At 41.1% G+C, this 15923-nt stretch carries 14 protein-coding genes; 7 read left to right on the top strand and 7 right to left on the bottom strand.

Annotated features, from left to right (window positions below; genetic code table 11):
• Positions 1-26 precede the first annotated feature (26 nt).
• Both AAZO_RS03315 and AAZO_RS03310 read left to right on the top strand, forming a co-directional pair.
• Entirely contained in the window at positions 27-1409 is a 1383-nt protein-coding gene (locus AAZO_RS03315) for a DICT sensory domain-containing protein (RefSeq protein ID WP_013190164.1), read from the top strand.
• A complete protein-coding gene (locus tag AAZO_RS03310) occupies positions 1406-2050 on the top strand; it encodes a pentapeptide repeat-containing protein (protein WP_013190163.1) in 645 nt (214 codons plus the stop codon). Before AAZO_RS03315 ends, AAZO_RS03310 begins: the two co-directional genes overlap by 4 nt.
• A gap of 489 nt (positions 2051-2539) precedes the next feature.
• Here the strand turns inward: AAZO_RS03310 and AAZO_RS03305 are convergent, their stop codons facing one another.
• Positions 2540-3373 carry a CPBP family intramembrane glutamic endopeptidase gene (locus AAZO_RS03305; protein ID WP_013190160.1) on the bottom strand — a complete coding sequence of 278 codons (834 nt, stop codon included), beginning with the start codon at positions 3371-3373 and terminating at the stop codon, positions 2540-2542.
• Positions 3374-3430: 57 nt separating this feature from the next.
• Positions 3431-3709 (bottom strand): ATP-dependent Clp protease adapter ClpS, encoded by a 279-nt coding sequence (clpS, locus tag AAZO_RS03300; RefSeq protein ID WP_013190159.1) that lies wholly within the window; start codon positions 3707-3709, stop codon positions 3431-3433.
• 333 nt (positions 3710-4042) lie between these two features.
• Here clpS and AAZO_RS03295 point away from each other — a divergent pair, with 333 nt between their 5' ends.
• On the top strand, positions 4043-4399 hold the full coding sequence (locus AAZO_RS03295; protein ID WP_013190158.1) for a hypothetical protein: 357 nt from the start codon (positions 4043-4045) through the stop codon (positions 4397-4399).
• A gap of 55 nt (positions 4400-4454) precedes the next feature.
• Here the strand turns inward: AAZO_RS03295 and AAZO_RS03290 are convergent, their stop codons facing one another.
• On the bottom strand, positions 4455-4652 hold the full coding sequence (locus tag AAZO_RS03290) for a hypothetical protein (protein ID WP_013190157.1): 198 nt from the start codon (positions 4650-4652) through the stop codon (positions 4455-4457).
• Positions 4653-5217: 565 nt separating this feature from the next.
• On the opposite strand from AAZO_RS03290, the gene AAZO_RS03285 reads away from it, so the two are divergent.
• The 3 genes from AAZO_RS03285 (at position 5218) to AAZO_RS03275 (ending at position 11297) form a co-directional block, all read left to right on the top strand.
• The gene (locus AAZO_RS03285; protein WP_013190156.1) at positions 5218-7914 is read left to right on the top strand and encodes a TIGR03960 family B12-binding radical SAM protein; all 2697 of its coding nucleotides are present in this window, start codon (positions 5218-5220) and stop codon (positions 7912-7914) included.
• 567 nt (positions 7915-8481) lie between these two features.
• Complete coding sequence (gene rne / locus AAZO_RS03280) at positions 8482-10623, top strand: ribonuclease E (protein ID WP_013190154.1); 2142 nt, start codon at positions 8482-8484, stop codon at positions 10621-10623.
• Between the two features lie 8 nt (positions 10624-10631).
• Positions 10632-11297, top strand: a complete 666-nt coding sequence (locus tag AAZO_RS03275) for a ribonuclease HII (protein ID WP_013190153.1) — start codon at positions 10632-10634, stop codon at positions 11295-11297.
• A 114-nt stretch (positions 11298-11411) separates the two neighbouring features.
• On the opposite strand, the gene AAZO_RS03270 is transcribed toward AAZO_RS03275, so the two are convergent.
• Complete coding sequence (locus AAZO_RS03270) at positions 11412-11999, bottom strand: DUF1997 domain-containing protein (RefSeq protein ID WP_013190152.1); 588 nt, start codon at positions 11997-11999, stop codon at positions 11412-11414.
• Positions 12000-12325: 326 nt separating this feature from the next.
• Between AAZO_RS03270 and pheA the strand changes: the two genes are divergently transcribed.
• Positions 12326-13207, top strand: a complete 882-nt coding sequence (gene pheA / locus AAZO_RS03260) for a prephenate dehydratase (RefSeq protein WP_013190151.1) — start codon at positions 12326-12328, stop codon at positions 13205-13207.
• Positions 13208-13319: 112 nt separating this feature from the next.
• Here pheA and AAZO_RS03255 read toward each other — a convergent pair whose 3' ends face one another.
• The 3 genes from AAZO_RS03255 to tuf form a co-directional block, all read right to left on the bottom strand.
• The gene (locus AAZO_RS03255; protein WP_013190150.1) at positions 13320-13970 is read right to left on the bottom strand and encodes an LON peptidase substrate-binding domain-containing protein; all 651 of its coding nucleotides are present in this window, start codon (positions 13968-13970) and stop codon (positions 13320-13322) included.
• A 197-nt stretch (positions 13971-14167) separates the two neighbouring features.
• A complete protein-coding gene (rpsJ, locus tag AAZO_RS03250; protein WP_010998474.1) occupies positions 14168-14485 on the bottom strand; it encodes a 30S ribosomal protein S10 in 318 nt (105 codons plus the stop codon).
• A gap of 199 nt (positions 14486-14684) precedes the next feature.
• On the bottom strand, positions 14685-15914 hold the full coding sequence (gene tuf / locus AAZO_RS03245) for an elongation factor Tu (protein WP_013190149.1): 1230 nt from the start codon (positions 15912-15914) through the stop codon (positions 14685-14687).
• Positions 15915-15923: the final 9 nt, after the last annotated feature.

The raw sequence follows: 15923 nt of genomic DNA, 5'->3' as shown, positions 1-15923 counted from the left end.
CCCGAACTCCCCAACTCTCGAACTCCATGTTACAAGGTTCAATTCTCCAACAACTAGAAATAGCCCATCGTCACAGTACAAGGCCGATTCACTTTAGGGTGTATTACAAAAATACCCTGGTCGCTTTGTGTCACGCTCTGGAAGACCACATTTTAACTGAAGAAGGTCAACCTTTAGTAATAACGGCATTCCAACGCGGTAAATGGTATCTGCAAGAGGCAAATAGATACGCAGATATTGCCCAAAAAAGCCGTGAAATTGTGATTATCGCTACTGCTGATGCTGTCTTTGCCGAACATCCTACCAGTCAGCTACCTAATGTTAATTTAGTAGGGTTAGAAGCAGATGATCCTGTGGGACAGGAGTGGCACTTGATTATTCTGTCACCCCAATACACAGCAATGGTAATTTGTCAAGAATTATCTGAAAGTGATTATGGTAGTTGTGGTTTACCGACTTCGGATTTAGAGCGTAAATTCTATGGTTTGTGGACATTTGAGCCTGAATTAGTAAGACAGACAGCAGACTTTGTGATCGCTCACATTGAAAAATATAACCCAGAACTAACCACTAAACTCAACACCCATAAACAAGCAGTTCAAGCTGCCATCATCTCACCCAAAGATGTAAGCAAAGTTGTTACCCGCGTAGTTGATTACCTGCAAACAAGACAAAATAATTTAACCATTCCCCCAGTGCTAGATAGTAACTTAGTTTCTAACGAAATCCAGGCATTTTTACGGATGGCCCAACTGGTAGATTTAGCAGAGATCAACAACCCCATGGCCGCGTCAGAAGTAGTCGCAATTGTCGAGACAATGGGGCAATTATTGGATTTACCAGCATGGCAAATTAAAAGATTGCGTCTTGCCGCGTTATTACACCGTATAGATCCACTCCAAAGAGTAGAAAACTTACTCACTCCCAGTGCATCCACAAGTTACGAAAAAGATGCCCCCAGTTGTCCTTTAAGCTGTTCCCTTGTCCCAGGAGCGCAAACACTACGGACAATGCCACGACTGCGAGCAGTTGCTGAAATTATCACCCACCAAACTGAGTGGTGGAATGGAACAGGTCAACCAGCAGGTTTAGCAGGAGACGAAATTCCCCTAGAGTCAAGAATCTTAGCATTAGCAGCAAGTTTTCAATGGCAAGTTAGCAAACAATTATACTCAGAAACAAGTGAAAAAGATGTATTTACTCAAGCCTTAAATGAGTGCAGACAGCAACAATCTACCCGTTTTGACCCTAAACTGATAGATATACTAACTTTGTTAGTGATGGGTTTACAACAGGGACTAGACTTACCCCTGATGAGAACAAAAATCAGCAGAGGTATGTGGTTACTTGATTCTCCATGGGATAGCCACAGTAAAAGCAATGAAAAGATTAATCGTTACCCCCAATGAACATAGAAGCTATTAGATCAGGAAAAATCAAACAACTGCCAGGAGCAGACTTAGAAGAGGAGGAACTATCCCAAATAGATTTAAGCTGTGTCAACTTAGCCGGTGCAACCCTCGTTGGTGCTAACTTTACAGGTTCTAAACTGGAAGGTGCACATTTAGAAGGCGCGAATTTAATAGGCGCTAACCTCCAAGAAACTGACTTGCGAGCTAACCTAATGGGAGCAAACTTGATGCAGGCTAACTTAACCAGTGCGGACTTGCGGGGTAGTAATTTGCGTGGTGCTAACTTAATGGGTGCTACAGTTCGCGATGCCTCTTTCGCAGGTGCTTTCTTGAGTGGTGCTAATTTGATGAGTGTAAATTTGCAAGGTGTTGATTTTCGGGCTGCTGACTTGCGCGGTGCTAACCTCACAGGGGCAAATCTTAAAGGTGCAGACTTGAGTCAGGCTGATCTACAAGGAACTTTATTAAGTAAAGCTAATTTGGAAGAAGCTGATTTGCGGGGTGCGAACTTAGCAGGAGCAAATTTAAGTGGGGCAAACTTACTTTGTGCAGAGCTAGAAACTGCAAATTTCAGCGGTGTAAATTTAGATCGCGCTTGTTTGGTTGGTACAGTGCTTGAGGCAGTTTCTTACTCCTAAGTTTTGTTTATGAATGATATATCACGTTGGCAAGAATGGCTAACTGTACTAGCATATCTGGTAATAACTACATTTATTATGTGGCGCATATTTGCCACAGGAAATAAATAGAATAAACCCGGTCTACCTTGAGAAGCTGATGGTATTTGGCTCGAAAGTATTTCATGACAAGAGATTACGTGTTGATTTATCCTATTATTAGTTCTTAAAAAAAACTACAAATCATCTCACCAGGACTATTCTCTGTAAATTCCGAAACAGTCCCATCTTTATTTACCTTAAACTTAGTACGAGAATTGTGAACTTCTACAGGTGCTTTCTTTCACACCATCAACAGTTATAGCAGCCCTATGTTCCCTATATTTCTTAGCACTGCGTTTAATATTAAGAATACAGACTTCATATCCATCATAATTGTGACAAACAAGAGCAAACGCTGGAGATGTGAAAGACAAAGAAAATATCAACGACAGTAAAATGACCAAATATTTAATCATACAACTTTAAGGCTTTACCCCTCATCCACCAAGCTAGTCCACCCATAAATAACACGCCCAATATTCCCTGTAAAGGATTATTATTTACACCTGTCAACCAGTCTGGAACTACTCCTGAATATTTTGTCAATTTTCCCACATTAATAATGTAATAACCCGAAACTAAACCACCATGTAAACCTATTGGTAATCCTAACCTTCCTCTACATAAACGTTTACCCCATACCTGGGTTAACCCTAACAATACCAAAGCGGGAAATTGTGGCAAAGTATGAATAATAGACTCTAAAGGTTTAATAAAATGGGTGACAGCAAATAAGATACAATCTATCCAAGTTGCTAAACTGAAACCATAATCTCTTTCTAATTCATCCAACAACCAACCGCGAAATGATAATTCTTCAGCAAAACCAACACCGAAACCAACTAGTAAACCTTCTAAAATAATTTTCAATAAGAAAACTTTCGGTTGTTCCCATACCAACCAACCTAACAAACCCTGTAAACTAAATACAATCAAAATACTAATTAAGCCAATAGCCAAACCTTGGACAAAATTTACACCATTTAGACTGGAAAACTCTAAACCATAATGAGTTAATATTTTTGGTTGCTGATAGACTTGCTTTCCCCATAGCTTCAGCAAAAAGATAAACTGAACATAAAGTATGACGATTGTCAAGATGCTTTCTAAATTAGAATAAGGTACTAGCAAGTATATTGGTACAGCCAAAGGCAACCATAGCAGTAATAAAACCAAGATAAAACAACCCAGCCTCAAAGGGGCAGGGCGTTGAGCGATTTGATATAGATTAATTTTTATCATGTATTAGTCAATTATCATCAGTCAATCTTATATATATTCATCAATGACCAATGACTATTAATCAGGTTCAATAGTGCTGCTTAAACCATGACCTTTTAAGGTTTCACAATAAAACTCAGCGTGTTCCTGAGCGCAGGTAATAACTAAGGCTAACCCGCTATTATGGGCTTCCATCATGATATTCACAGCTTGGGGCTGTGTAATGCTCGGCACACTGGTCATTAGCACCTGAACCACATACTCCATAGAGTTGTAGTCGTCGTTATGGAGCAAAACGCGATACTGAGGCGCGAGCTTGCGGGTTGTTGAACGCTTCTCAATGGTTTCGACTGACACTACTCTTTGCTCTTTTATTGTTGATTTACTACAATGCGGTTACTGCCTAGCGTTTGCTTAACACTTATTTACTTAATTTTATAACATTTTATTCCCATTTCCGGCATAAAAATTTTTCTGTCTGAGGATTGCTGGTGCTGTGTACTGAAATACACTATGAGTAAGGAGTAAGGAGTGAAACTCTCTTTCTGTCTAAGTTTCAATTGAGATTCTGTACCTCATTGATCTGCAATCTACTGTATATCAAATGGTAATCATAATACTATATTAGCGTTACTTCTAGAATTAAGAAAACTGCTACAGAATCCTTGCATATACTGTCAATGCTTGATTATGGATATTAACTCTAACTTTCAACCGGGACAAATTCTATCTTTGGATTATGGCCACAGAAATCTTTATGCCGAAGTCATTCAAGTGGTCATTTCTCGAGATTTGTGCTGGGTGCGTCCTTTAATGCTGGTTAATTTTACCCAAGATATACCCTTGATCACGGATATGCGAGATGCATCTGATCTGTTATGGCCTGTAAATTTATTTCGACCTGCTTTAGATACAGAAGTAATTAGCTTTTTGGGTGATCTTTTACCAAAAGAACCAAAAGCCGACAACGATCTCGCTGCTCAACAGCAACTCCACCAGTTCATTTACCAATTTTGGCAAGCCTCCCAAGATGGTCAGCAATTGTAAATTTATGAAGACTCTATTTAATAATTCAGCATTTATGGTGGATAATGAGTGGAATTTAGCTCCAGCGGGGGACTAACTGCACTCGTCCAGCATCCATCTCTGCCATTAAGAGTTCTAAAGCTTCATAATCAACATCAGAGATGTAACCTAGTTGGGTTAGTTCTGAGTTAATCTCATTTTCTATTTCTGGCGTTAATTTTTTTATGTGCAACGCCTTCTCTACTAATTGACGAATCGCGTATTGTGTGATCATAAAGAATAAACTTACTTTAACTGTTGTTGATTATCTGCGATAAGCATTGGTATAAAAAATGATCTAGATATCTGGGTTTAAGTGATATAGATCACGACAGACTTTAGATAGATTTTTTGTTCTCAACCTTGCTTCTGTCATTTTGAAGGTAAAAATTAGTGAGAGGGTTTAAGGAGATTTTGGCTTAGATACTGTAATTTTTAGCCAATAGTAAGGCTGATATCTAAGGGCAGAGATGATTTAATCTGCATTTCGACTATCTTATGTAGATTGTTTTTTAAGTCACCTAAAAAAAATGTATATATAGACACATTTTCTAGTATAGTTATGACAATCTTTAAACTAAAGAGCCGCACCCTAAAAATTTAGCAAAGACGCTACCCAGCACTGCTCAATTGAGGAAAAATCAGTTTATCTTCAAATAACCCAACATAAGTTTACAGATCAGGATATAAACTTATGTAAAACAGTTCTAAGTTAATCATGAGCAATGCGGTTGAAAAACAGAATTAATGCTAAGTTGAAGGAGATTAGCTGTAATTTAAGGTAGCTAGAAGATAGCAAAGTGGCTGTTTTAGTTGAGCAATTAATAACACCGGATATTTTAAAACCTGCCCGTTACCTGGGTAACGAGCGTTTAGCAGTACACAAGCCTTGGGATGAGGCCACTATACGTTGGGTGTTAACTTACCCTGAAGTATATGAGGTTGGTGCATCTAATTTGGGGCATATCATTCTTTATAATATTTTGAATGCCCAACCAAATCAATTATGTGATCGCGCTTACCTCCCAGGGCCAGACTTAGGAGCAAAACTCCGCACGACCCAAACACCTTTGTTTGCGGTAGAGTCAAAACGCTTTCTAACAGAATTCGACATTTTAGGTTTTAGTCTCAGTTATGAACTAGGTGCAACCAACATCCTAGAAATGTTGGATTTGGCGGGTATTCCTTTAACATGGAGAGAGAGGCAAGAGGCAGAAGGCAAGGGGCAGGAGAAAGATAAATCTTCCTATCCATCTTCCCAGTCCCCAATGCCCTTGATTTTCGCCGGTGGGCAAACAGCAACATCTAACCCCGAACCTTACGCCGATTTTTTTGATTTTATTGTTTTGGGAGATGGGGAAGAACTACTACCAGAAATTGGCTTGGTATTAGCAGAAGGTAAACAGGCTCTTTTAAGTCGGGAAGGACTTTTACTGGACTTGGCACAAATCCCTGGTGTATATGTTCCTCAATTTTATCACATGGGAGAGGGTGGTGCAGTACATCCCCTGCGTGCTGATGTACCAAGACGCATTCTCCGCAGAGTAGCAACACCGATTCCTGCTTATTCTATTGGCTTAGTCCCCTACGTTGAAACAGTACACGATCGCCTAACAATCGAAATTCGCCGGGGTTGTACTCGTGGCTGTCGCTTCTGTCAACCAGGTATGTTGACTCGTCCAGCACGAGATGTGAAACCAGATCAGGTGGTAGAAGCAATTGAGGCGGGAATGCAGGCGACAGGTTACAATGAATTTTCTCTGTTATCTTTGAGTTGTTCTGATTATTTATCTCTGCCAGCAGTGGGGATGGAAATCAAAAATCGGTTAAAAAATGAAAATATTACCCTCTCCTTACCTTCTCAGAGGGTGGATAGATTTGATGAGAATATTGCCAATATTTTGGGTGGTACGCGCCAAGGTAGCTTGACTTTTGCACCTGAAGCGGGAACTCAACGGATGCGCGATATTATCAATAAGGGCTTGACAAATAAAGAATTATTGCGGGGAGTAAAAACAGCCTGGGAACAAGGGTGGGACAAAATCAAGCTGTATTTCATGATTGGTTTACCGGGGGAAACAGATGCTGATGTTTTGGGCATTGCGGAAACGGTAAACTGGTTACAGCAAGAATGCCGCGTTAGGGGCAGAAAATTACTTAGCTTGAATTTGACGATTTCTAATTTTACGCCCAAGCCACATACACCGTTTCAATGGCATTCGGTTTCTACATCCGAGTTTAAGCGCAAGCAAAACCTACTGCGACAAGAATTCCGACCCATTCGCAATGTGAAGGTGAATTTTACTGATATTCGCCTTTCGGCAATGGAAGACTTTATAGGCAGGGGTGATCGCTCCTTAGGTAAAGTTTTAAGACGTGCTTGGGAATTGGGTGCAGGGATGGATTCTTGGTACGACAATGTAGAACAGGCTTTTTCCGCATGGGGAACTGCAATCGCTGAAGCTGGTCTAGATTGGAAATACCGTCAAGTTGAAAATGGCGAGTTAAATCTTTTTTCTGTAGGCAACGGGGAACAGGAAACAGAGAATCGCGAACAGGATATAGTCTCACCTATCACTATTCCGCTATCACCTCTTGACATTGCCCTACCTTGGGATCATATTGATACTGGAATTGACAAACAGTGGCTATATGAGGACCTAAAACGCGCTCTAGAAGCAGCAATTGTTCCCGATTGCTCTTTTGAGGGTTGTTCTCATTGTGGTGTGTGTGGTACTGATTTCGGTCACAATATTCTTATTAAGCCACCTGCGATTCCTAAATTTGCTGGTGATTTTATTCCCAACACTACCAAGCTGCAACGTTTACGAGTGCGGTTCGGCAAACATGGTGATATGGCTTTAGTTAGTCACCTAGATTTAATGCGCTTGTTTGATAGAGTCATACGAAGAGCAGGTTTACCAGTTGCCTTTACTGGTGGATTTAATCCCCATCCCCGGATTTCTCTAGCCAGTGCTTTATCTTTGGGTAGCACCAGCAGTGGTGAAATTGTGGATTTTGAGTTAACTCAACCAATGGATTTAGGCAGTTTTCATGAGCAGTTAATCAGCCAACTACCCTCAGATATTCCCATCTACCAAGTGGAAGAGATAGATTTAAAAGCGCCCGCAGCTAACCAAGCAATGCAAGCAGCAGAATATTTGCTCACACTGTCCACGGTTGGTAATGTGACAACAAAACAATGGCAGGAGTGGATTGAAGCAATCAAAATCACAGAGGAGTTCTTGGTAGAACATATAACTAAATCAGGCAAACATCAGATGATAAATCTGCGCGCTCGCTTGTTTGATCTAGAATTAATAGAAGCCTATAACTCCCCAACCAAATCAAAAGCTGTCTTACGTTATTTGGGTAGCTGTTGTCATAACGGTGTGATATTGCGTCCTGAGCAATTATTATCTTTTTTAGAAAAAGTGGCTAAAGCAGAATTTCACCTCCTGCATATCCACCGCAACCGGCTACTTTTAGAGATATAATCCCAGAAGGGCAGCTTGCTAGTAGTTGCCCAGATGTTATACATCATGGGAATTGATTTTTAGCAAGGTTGCGTTAGAATGAGATGAAGAGAAATTTTCTGGCGCTGCATTATTGAATGAGTTGGTTCACTACCCTGATATTCAGGGAGCGAAAGCAAACATATTAGAGTGCAAATTCTAGGATTGAATCCCAGACAAACTGAGGCAGATTAAAGAATACTCTCTCTATAGCGACCTTGTGAATCAATTACTACCAATAGCTCTACGCCTGATCTCCAACTCTAGCTTTTTACAACACCTGCTCAATACAATTACCCTAGATGGTGAAAGTATTGCATCAAAAATCAACCACGGACGGTTGGTTTAATTACTTAAAACATATGCAGCCGTTGTGGAATAATCAGGCGTGTGAACGCAATTACAGTATTAATAGCTTCCAATTATGGAAAGCTCTCTCAGATTTAGAATTTTTATTACCAGTAGCACCGTGTAGGGCTGCCAGTAGGGGCTAGAGGTATAAAAAGTCTTCTAATCCCCATTGGTGCTGCCAATTTTTGAGGAACTTGAATGCCAAAACAAATTATTATCGCAGAACAGCATCAAATAGCTGCCGTTTTTTCGGAAGATCAAATCCAAGAACTCGTTGTTGCCACTGGTCATCATCAAATTGGTGATATCTACTTAGGTGTAGTAGAGAATGTGTTACCTGGGATAGATGCAGCCTTTGTCAATATTGGTGATCCAGAACGCAACGGTTTTATTCACGTCACTGACTTGGGTCCACTCAAACTCAAGCGCAGTTCCGCAGCCATTACTGAATTGCTCACACCACAGCAAAAAGTATTGGTACAAGTAATGAAAGAGCCAACGGGAACAAAAGGCCCGAGACTCACAGGTAACATTACCCTACCTGGACGTTACGTAGTGCTGATGCCCTATGGCAGGGGTGTTAATTTATCCCGACGAATTAAGAGTGAAAGTGAGCGTAACCGCCTCCGCGCCCTAGCAATTTTAATTAAACCAGCAGGTATGGGTGTGCTGGTGCGAACAGAGGCAGAAGGTAAGCCAGAAGAAGCGATTATTGAAGACTTAGAATTGCTACAAAAGCAATGGGAAGTCATCCAACAGGAAGCGCAATCCACCCGCGCTCCAGCATTACTCAACCGGGATGATGACTTTATCCAGCGCGTATTGCGGGATATGTATGGCGCAGATGTAAATCGCATTGTTGTTGATTCCAGCACTGGTTTGCGCCGAGTTAAGCAGTATTTACAGAACTGGAGTGGAGGTCAGACACCACAAGGTGTACTCATTGACCACCACCGCGACCGCTCCCCAATTTTAGAATATTTCCGCATTAACGCCGCCATTCGGGAAGCCCTAAGACCCAGAGTAGACCTACCTTCTGGCGGTTATATTATCATTGAGCCAACGGAAGCGTTAACAGTTATTGATGTTAATTCTGGCTCCTTCACGCGCTCCGCTACAGCCAGAGAAACAGTTTTGTGGACAAACTGCGAAGCAGCTACAGAAATTGCCCGACAGCTGCGTTTGCGGAACATTGCCGGCGTAATTGTCGTTGACTTCATTGATATGGAATCGCGGCGCGACCAACTACAAGTTTTAGAACATTTTAATAAATCGCTCAAAGCTGATAAAGCTCGTCCTCAGATAGCCCAACTCACTGAGCTAGGTTTGGTAGAACTAACCCGCAAACGCCAAGGTCAAAATATTTATGAATTGTTTGGGGAAACTTGTCCCACCTGTGGCGGTTTAGGACATACCGTGCGCTTACCAGGGGAAATAGAAAACCGGATGCCTATTCCCGCAGCAGATATACAAGAGAGGTTTACAACACCCATATCTCAAAGAGAACCACGGATGCCATCTACTCGCATGTCAGAACCACGGGAAAGCTATGATGCATTTGGGGAAGGATTGGAAGGTGACGCTGAGTTAACACCTATGCATCTGATTAACCATCCCAGTTATCAGGAAATGGGCGATAACAAACGTCGTACCCGGACCCGTCGTAGTCGAATTGGTATCAATGGTGCTAATGGCAAGGATGAAAACCGCCTGGGTACGCCACTGGCTTTTGTGAACGATTCAGATTTAGATTTAGATGCTGACAGTGATATAGCTCCAACACCAGAAATTCCCTCTCTGCTCTCCGATACGCGACGAGAAAGAGATGTTATGCGAACACCCACTCTGGGTAAAGCTGGATGGACAGAAAGAACTGAACGCACCAAAGTGAAAATCGATCCCATCAAACCGGTGGTAGAACCTCCGCAAATTGTTTCTGTAGAAATGACAGTGCAGGAACAAGATATGTTTGCTTTGATGGGAATTTCTCCTAGTGTAAAACTGGAGCAAGAAGTCAAAAATCCCAAATCTGTGATTTTTAACATTGTTCAACCTGGACAAACATCAACTTCCACAACGGAATCAACATCAACATCAGAATCAATATCAGAATTAACGGTTTCTGAAAGAACCAATTCTGAACTGACTAAAGTCAAAATACCCATTCCCAAAGTTGAGGTAGAAGAACTATCTTTAGAGCCATTAATCATCGATCCTCCTGTTCAAGAATCCAGCACCATTGGATTTGAGTCTTTCACTGATGAAGAGGAACTAAGTAGTACTTCTTCTACTCCTAATCGCCGTCGTCGCCGTCGTTCTTCAGCAATAGAGGAAAACTAACAGCTGTTATGGTAGAAACAGAACCAAAACCTGTATCTCTTTTGTCAACTGCACCCTTACCAGAATCTAGTTGGTGGGAGTTGTCCACTTGTGCTAATATTCATGGCTTGGTTGCAGGTGTAGATGAAGTGGGACGTGGTGCATTATTTGGTCCTGTAGTTGCAGCAGCAGTGATGTTATCAGCAGATGCATTGCCAAAACTGATGGCGGCTAAAATTAAAGACAGCAAGAAGTTGTCTGCTTCTCGCAGAACTCAGTTGGCACAGCAAATTAATGGGCTCGTTTTAGACTGGAAAATTGGTTATGCTACAACTGCGGAAATTGATCAGTTTAATATTTTGCAAGCTACTTTGTTAGCCATGAAGCGGGCTGTACTGAAGTTGAAAGTACCGCCTGCACTCTGCTTAGTTGATGGTAATCAGTTGGTAAAGGACTTACTGATACCACAAGAAACTATGATTAAGGGAGATGAGCGATCACTCAACATAGCATCTGCTAGTATCATGGCCAAAGTTTGGCGTGATGACTTACTGCTACGTCTGGCATCTAAATATCCGATGTATGAATTAGAGCGTAATAAGGGTTATGGAAGCCAGCGTCATTTGCTGGCTCTTCGAAAATACGGAGCATCACCCTTACATCGTCGATCTTTTCGTCCCTGCCAAATTCAGTGATGAGGCAAAAGGTAGAAGAATTTGTATCTGCTTCGCTAACGCAAATCCCAAATTGTTGGGACAGCAAGCTAGAGTAATTAATCACCAATTACCAATCAGGAATTACTTAGAAAGTTAGTCAAAGTTGAGAATTGCTAAATCAGTATTTTCAGCACCAATAACCTTTGTTTGCGTTTGTGATATTACCCAATGACGATAATCAGTGAGGAGGTGATGTAACAATCTTTGTTTAATTGTCATTAACACACTTTTAAGTAAGCCATTACCTGTGGCTTCTAAAATTGCTCTTGGAGTGAGGGAAAATGGCTGGGGAATATCCACTACCACTTCCAAATCGGCTTTTCCCTGTAAGTGAGTCTCATTATTTACTTGTTGTGGTGATAAATATCCTTTTAAATTCAGAGTAAAGCGTTGGTTAATATACTCAAGTCCAAGGATTTCACAACCGACAGAACGTAAATAAATCGTTCCTTGGGAATCTGACCAAACTCTCATGTCTACAGTAGGTTGAATACTCAATGAAATAAAGGTCAGAGGACGCATTTTTAACCGGAACACTTCCTCAGACAACTGGTGAATCCTGTTGTTATCAGTCAAAGTATTCACCAGCCGTTGAGGCTGACGCAAGTAGTGGTGAATAGGAATAGGCTGTTTGGGGACAGCAATTTCGACCGATTGGGAAGCAGTAAATTTGGTAGCCATGAGTAGATTAAAGCATTGTTTTCTAATTTTAATATTTAAAAAAAAAATTAAATTGATGTGTATACAATCAATAAGTTTATTAATAATCCATCAAAGAACTAGTACCGCTGTGAATTCAAAATGCTTCTTTCAGAAGAGCTACGTTAACAAAATAGTGCTTCCAGCAGGCTGGGTCAACAAAATTCAAAATGAATGGGGCGTCAGCTTTTCAGAGATTTAGAATGGTTGGTTGGTTTATTTACGCCATACTGTACTAGGGTGCGGAAGGTGGGATATAAGGTATAGAAGTATAAGAAACTTTCAGTGAACCCAAAATTCAAAATAATATGACTGTAGCGACGGCGAAACGCGCACCTTCGGTGATTGCACATTTAGGTCCGGCTGGAACTTATTCTGAACAAGCAGCTTTTTTTTATCTCAACTGGCTAAAAAGCAATCAAAATATAGAAGCCAACTTATCTCCTTACCCCACCATTGCTAAATCATTGCAAGCAGTTACTACACAACAGGCTAATATAGCTGTTATCCCTGTGGAAAATTCCATTGAAGGTAGTGTGAGCATGACAATGGATAGCCTTTGGCAATTAGACACATTGCAAATTAAACTGGCTTTGGTTCTGCCTATAAATCATGCCTTAATTTCCTGTGCAAATAGTTTAGATAAAATAGAGACCGTTTATTCTCATCCACAAGCATTAGCACAATGTCAAGGTTGGTTAGCTAAATTTCTACCTAATGCTAATTTAATTGCTAGTAATTCTACGACAGAAGCATTACAGCGACTCCCTGGAGTACCAATAATAGCTGCAATATCTTCTAGCAGGGCCGCCCAGCTTTATAATCTACCTATTCTCGTCAGTGGGATTAACGACTATCCAGAAAACTGTACACGCTTTTGGGTGGTGGATCAAGCCGATAGTGCTGAACAATCTTTTGCACCTACTCATACATCTTTAGCTTTCAGCTTACCTGCTAATATGCCTGGTGCATTAGTCAAAGCCTTGGAAGTATTTGCTCATCTGGGAATTAATTTGAGTCGAATTGAATCTCGTCCCACCAAGCGTTCTTTAGGAGAATACTTATTTTTCATAGATGCAGAAGCAGGGATAAACTCTCCTTTGCTGAGATCTGCTTTATCTGAATTAAGCACTTTTAGTGAGGTTTTAAAAGTTTTTGGCAGTTATAATATTTTAGCTATTAATAGCTAACCAAGTTGGTAGTTATAAGCTTGATGGAGTGTAGGGATCAGAGGAGCGGGGGAGAAATTTTTTTCTTACCTCTTGCCTTTTGCCTTTTCCCTGATAACTAGCCACTTGGTTATTAACTCATATTATTAAATGTATCTTTCAGAACGGAACGTGCTGCCAGATGATTACGAGTAGAAGTTAAAATTTCTGCTTCTCTTTGTAAGCGGGCATATGTATCTTGCAGTTCTAACAAAGCCTGTTGCTCAGGAGCTACACCGTAAAGGTTACTTGCTACCCAGTAAGATAACTCTGTGGGTAAATCTGGTAAGTCTTCTGGTAATTCAACATTTTTCTCAGTTAACTTGACTGAAAGACGGATAACATCTCGAAGTAGCTGTTCTACTTCAGTAGCTAAGGGTCGCAAATCTTTAGATGGTGGTTGATCTTCAATCCATTGAACCAAACCTACACGATAAGGCTTTTCACGAACATATTCTAAAACCCGAAATCTTTGTTGTCCTAGAGTTAACATTTCCATTCGGTCGTCAGGCATTCGCTGATAATGAATAATTTCTGCACAGCAGCCGACCTTGGCAATTGTACCTTTGACTGGATCAATCATCAAAACTCCAAACCTGCGATCGGCTGCCAAAATCGTATTCATCATGATTCGGTAGCGAAATTCAAAGATATGCAGAGGTAATGGTCTGCTAGGAAACAGAACCACTTCAGCTAAAGGGAACAGAGGTAGTTCACGGACAGCGATTCTAGAAGAAGATGTCATTGTTGTTTGGGTATAAATTTTATTCTTAAAATATATTTTTCACTACTTTTCCCTTACTTTGTATTTTATCATTATGTCTTATAGTTAAATGAAAAGCTCTGAGATAAATTTTCCCAGAGCATAGTCAATATTTATCTTCAATTTCAGCAGTCAGTTGTTTCTTGTTCTTTGCAACTAACTACTGAAGAATGACTAAATTACAATTTGACTTCAATATCGACACCAGATGGTAAATCCAACTTCATCAGTGCATCAATAGTTTTAGAAGAGGGCTGATATATGTCAATAATCCGACGATGGGTGCGGGTTTCAAAGTGTTCGCGGGAATCTTTATCTACGTGAGGTGAACGCAGTACGCAATATATCTTCCGTTTTGTTGGTAGAGGAATTGGTCCTATAGCTGTAGCGTTAGTCCGGTTAGCAGTGTCTACAATCTTCTCGCAAGATGTATCCAATAAACGTCGGTCAAAAGCCTGTAAGCGAATTCTAATCTTCTGCTGCTGTAAAGTTGCCATCTTCAGTTTTCCAGGTTCTGTGAATTTTAGATTTTAGATTTTAGATTTTAGATTTTAGATTTTGGATTTTGGATTTTGGATTTTAGACGCAATCCCAAAGCCAAAATTTAAAATCCAACCTTAGTTTGGGGAAACAAAAGGAGCAGAGATGAATTTTAACCATCCCTGCTCCCTGATAATCAGAGCAAAAAGGTGAGTTCTACTTCAGGATTTTGGATACAACACCAGCACCAATGGTGCGGCCACCTTCACGAATAGCGAAGCGCATACCTTGCTCAATGGCGATCGCGTTAATTAGTTCTACTGTCATCTTGATGCGGTCGCCTGGCATTACCATTTCTACCGCACTACCATCATCAGCTGTGTAGCTTTTGATAGTGCCAGTTACATCAGTTGTGCGTACATAGAACTGAGGACGATATCCAGCGAAAAATGGTGTTTTCCGGCCACCTTCTTTTTCTGTCAAAACGTAGACCTCACCTTCAAACTCAGTGTGAGGAGTAATTGAACCGGGTTTGGCGATTACCATACCGCGCTCAATGTCTTCTTTTTTGAGACCACGCAGTAGCACACCTGCGTTATCCCCAGCCATACCTTCATCAAGGCTCTTCTTAAACATCTCAATCCCTGTAACAGTGGTGGTACGAGTGTCTTTAAGGCCAATTAGCTCGACAGTATCGTTAACCTTAACTTTCCCACGTTCGATCCGACCAGTAGCCACTGTACCACGACCTGTGATCGTGAATACGTCTTCTACTGCCATCAAGAATGGTTTATCAACATCACGTTCTGGGTTGGGGATGTAGGAATCTACAGCGTCCATCAGTTGGTAGATTTTGTCTACCCAAGGATTTTCTCCCCGTTGAGTCTTGGGATTCTTAGTCATTGCTTCTAAAGCTTGTAGACCAGAACCTTTGATAATGGGGATGTCATCACCAGGGAAATCATAGCTAGAAAGTAGTTCACGGAGTTCTAGTTCTACTAATTCCAGAAGTTCTTCATCATCCATCAAATCTTCTTTGTTCAAGAAGACAACTAAGCTGGGAACACCTACCTGTTTTGCCAATAGGATGTGTTCACGAGTTTGGGGCATAGGTCCATCAGTAGCAGCAACTACGAGGATACCACCGTCCATTTGTGCCGCACCAGTGATCATGTTTTTCACATAGTCGGCGTGTCCAGGGCAGTCTACGTGAGCATAGTGCCGTCCTGCAGTTTCATACTCAACGTGAGCAGTATTAATGGTAATACCACGTGCCTTTTCTTCGGGTGCGTTGTCAATTTGGTCATAGCCCTTAGCTACAGCTTGACCCATAGCTGCCAAAGTCATGGTAATGGCTGCTGTTAAAGTAGTTTTACCGTGGTCAACGTGGCCAACAGTTCCGATATTAACGTGGGGTTTATTTCTTTCAAACTTTGCGCGTGCCATGAATGCTCG

Source organism: 'Nostoc azollae' 0708 (assembly GCF_000196515.1).
GTDB lineage: Bacteria > Cyanobacteriota > Cyanobacteriia > Cyanobacteriales > Nostocaceae > Trichormus_B > Trichormus_B azollae.
Note: the sequence above shows the minus strand (reverse complement) of the source record. Positions and strands in the feature narration are given on the sequence as shown.

Bases quoted from the DNA above. Each gene is read 5' to 3' on its own strand.
- AAZO_RS03315 (WP_013190164.1), top strand. From the start codon at position 27: ATGTTACAAGGTTCAATTCTCCAACAACTAGAAATAGCCCATCGTCAC.
- AAZO_RS03310 (WP_013190163.1), top strand. From the start codon at position 1,406: ATGAACATAGAAGCTATTAGATCAGGAAAAATCAAACAACTGCCAGGA.
- AAZO_RS03305 (WP_013190160.1), bottom strand. From the start codon at position 3,373: ATGATAAAAATTAATCTATATCAAATCGCTCAACGCCCTGCCCCTTTG.
- AAZO_RS03295 (WP_013190158.1), top strand. From the start codon at position 4,043: ATGGATATTAACTCTAACTTTCAACCGGGACAAATTCTATCTTTGGAT.
- AAZO_RS03290 (WP_013190157.1), bottom strand. From the start codon at position 4,652: ATGATCACACAATACGCGATTCGTCAATTAGTAGAGAAGGCGTTGCAC.
- rne (WP_013190154.1), top strand. From the start codon at position 8,482: ATGCCAAAACAAATTATTATCGCAGAACAGCATCAAATAGCTGCCGTT.
- AAZO_RS03275 (WP_013190153.1), top strand. From the start codon at position 10,632: ATGGTAGAAACAGAACCAAAACCTGTATCTCTTTTGTCAACTGCACCC.
- AAZO_RS03270 (WP_013190152.1), bottom strand. From the start codon at position 11,999: ATGGCTACCAAATTTACTGCTTCCCAATCGGTCGAAATTGCTGTCCCC.
- pheA (WP_013190151.1), top strand. From the start codon at position 12,326: ATGACTGTAGCGACGGCGAAACGCGCACCTTCGGTGATTGCACATTTA.
- AAZO_RS03255 (WP_013190150.1), bottom strand. From the start codon at position 13,970: ATGACATCTTCTTCTAGAATCGCTGTCCGTGAACTACCTCTGTTCCCT.
- rpsJ (WP_010998474.1), bottom strand. From the start codon at position 14,485: ATGGCAACTTTACAGCAGCAGAAGATTAGAATTCGCTTACAGGCTTTT.
- tuf (WP_013190149.1), bottom strand. From the start codon at position 15,914: ATGGCACGCGCAAAGTTTGAAAGAAATAAACCCCACGTTAATATCGGA.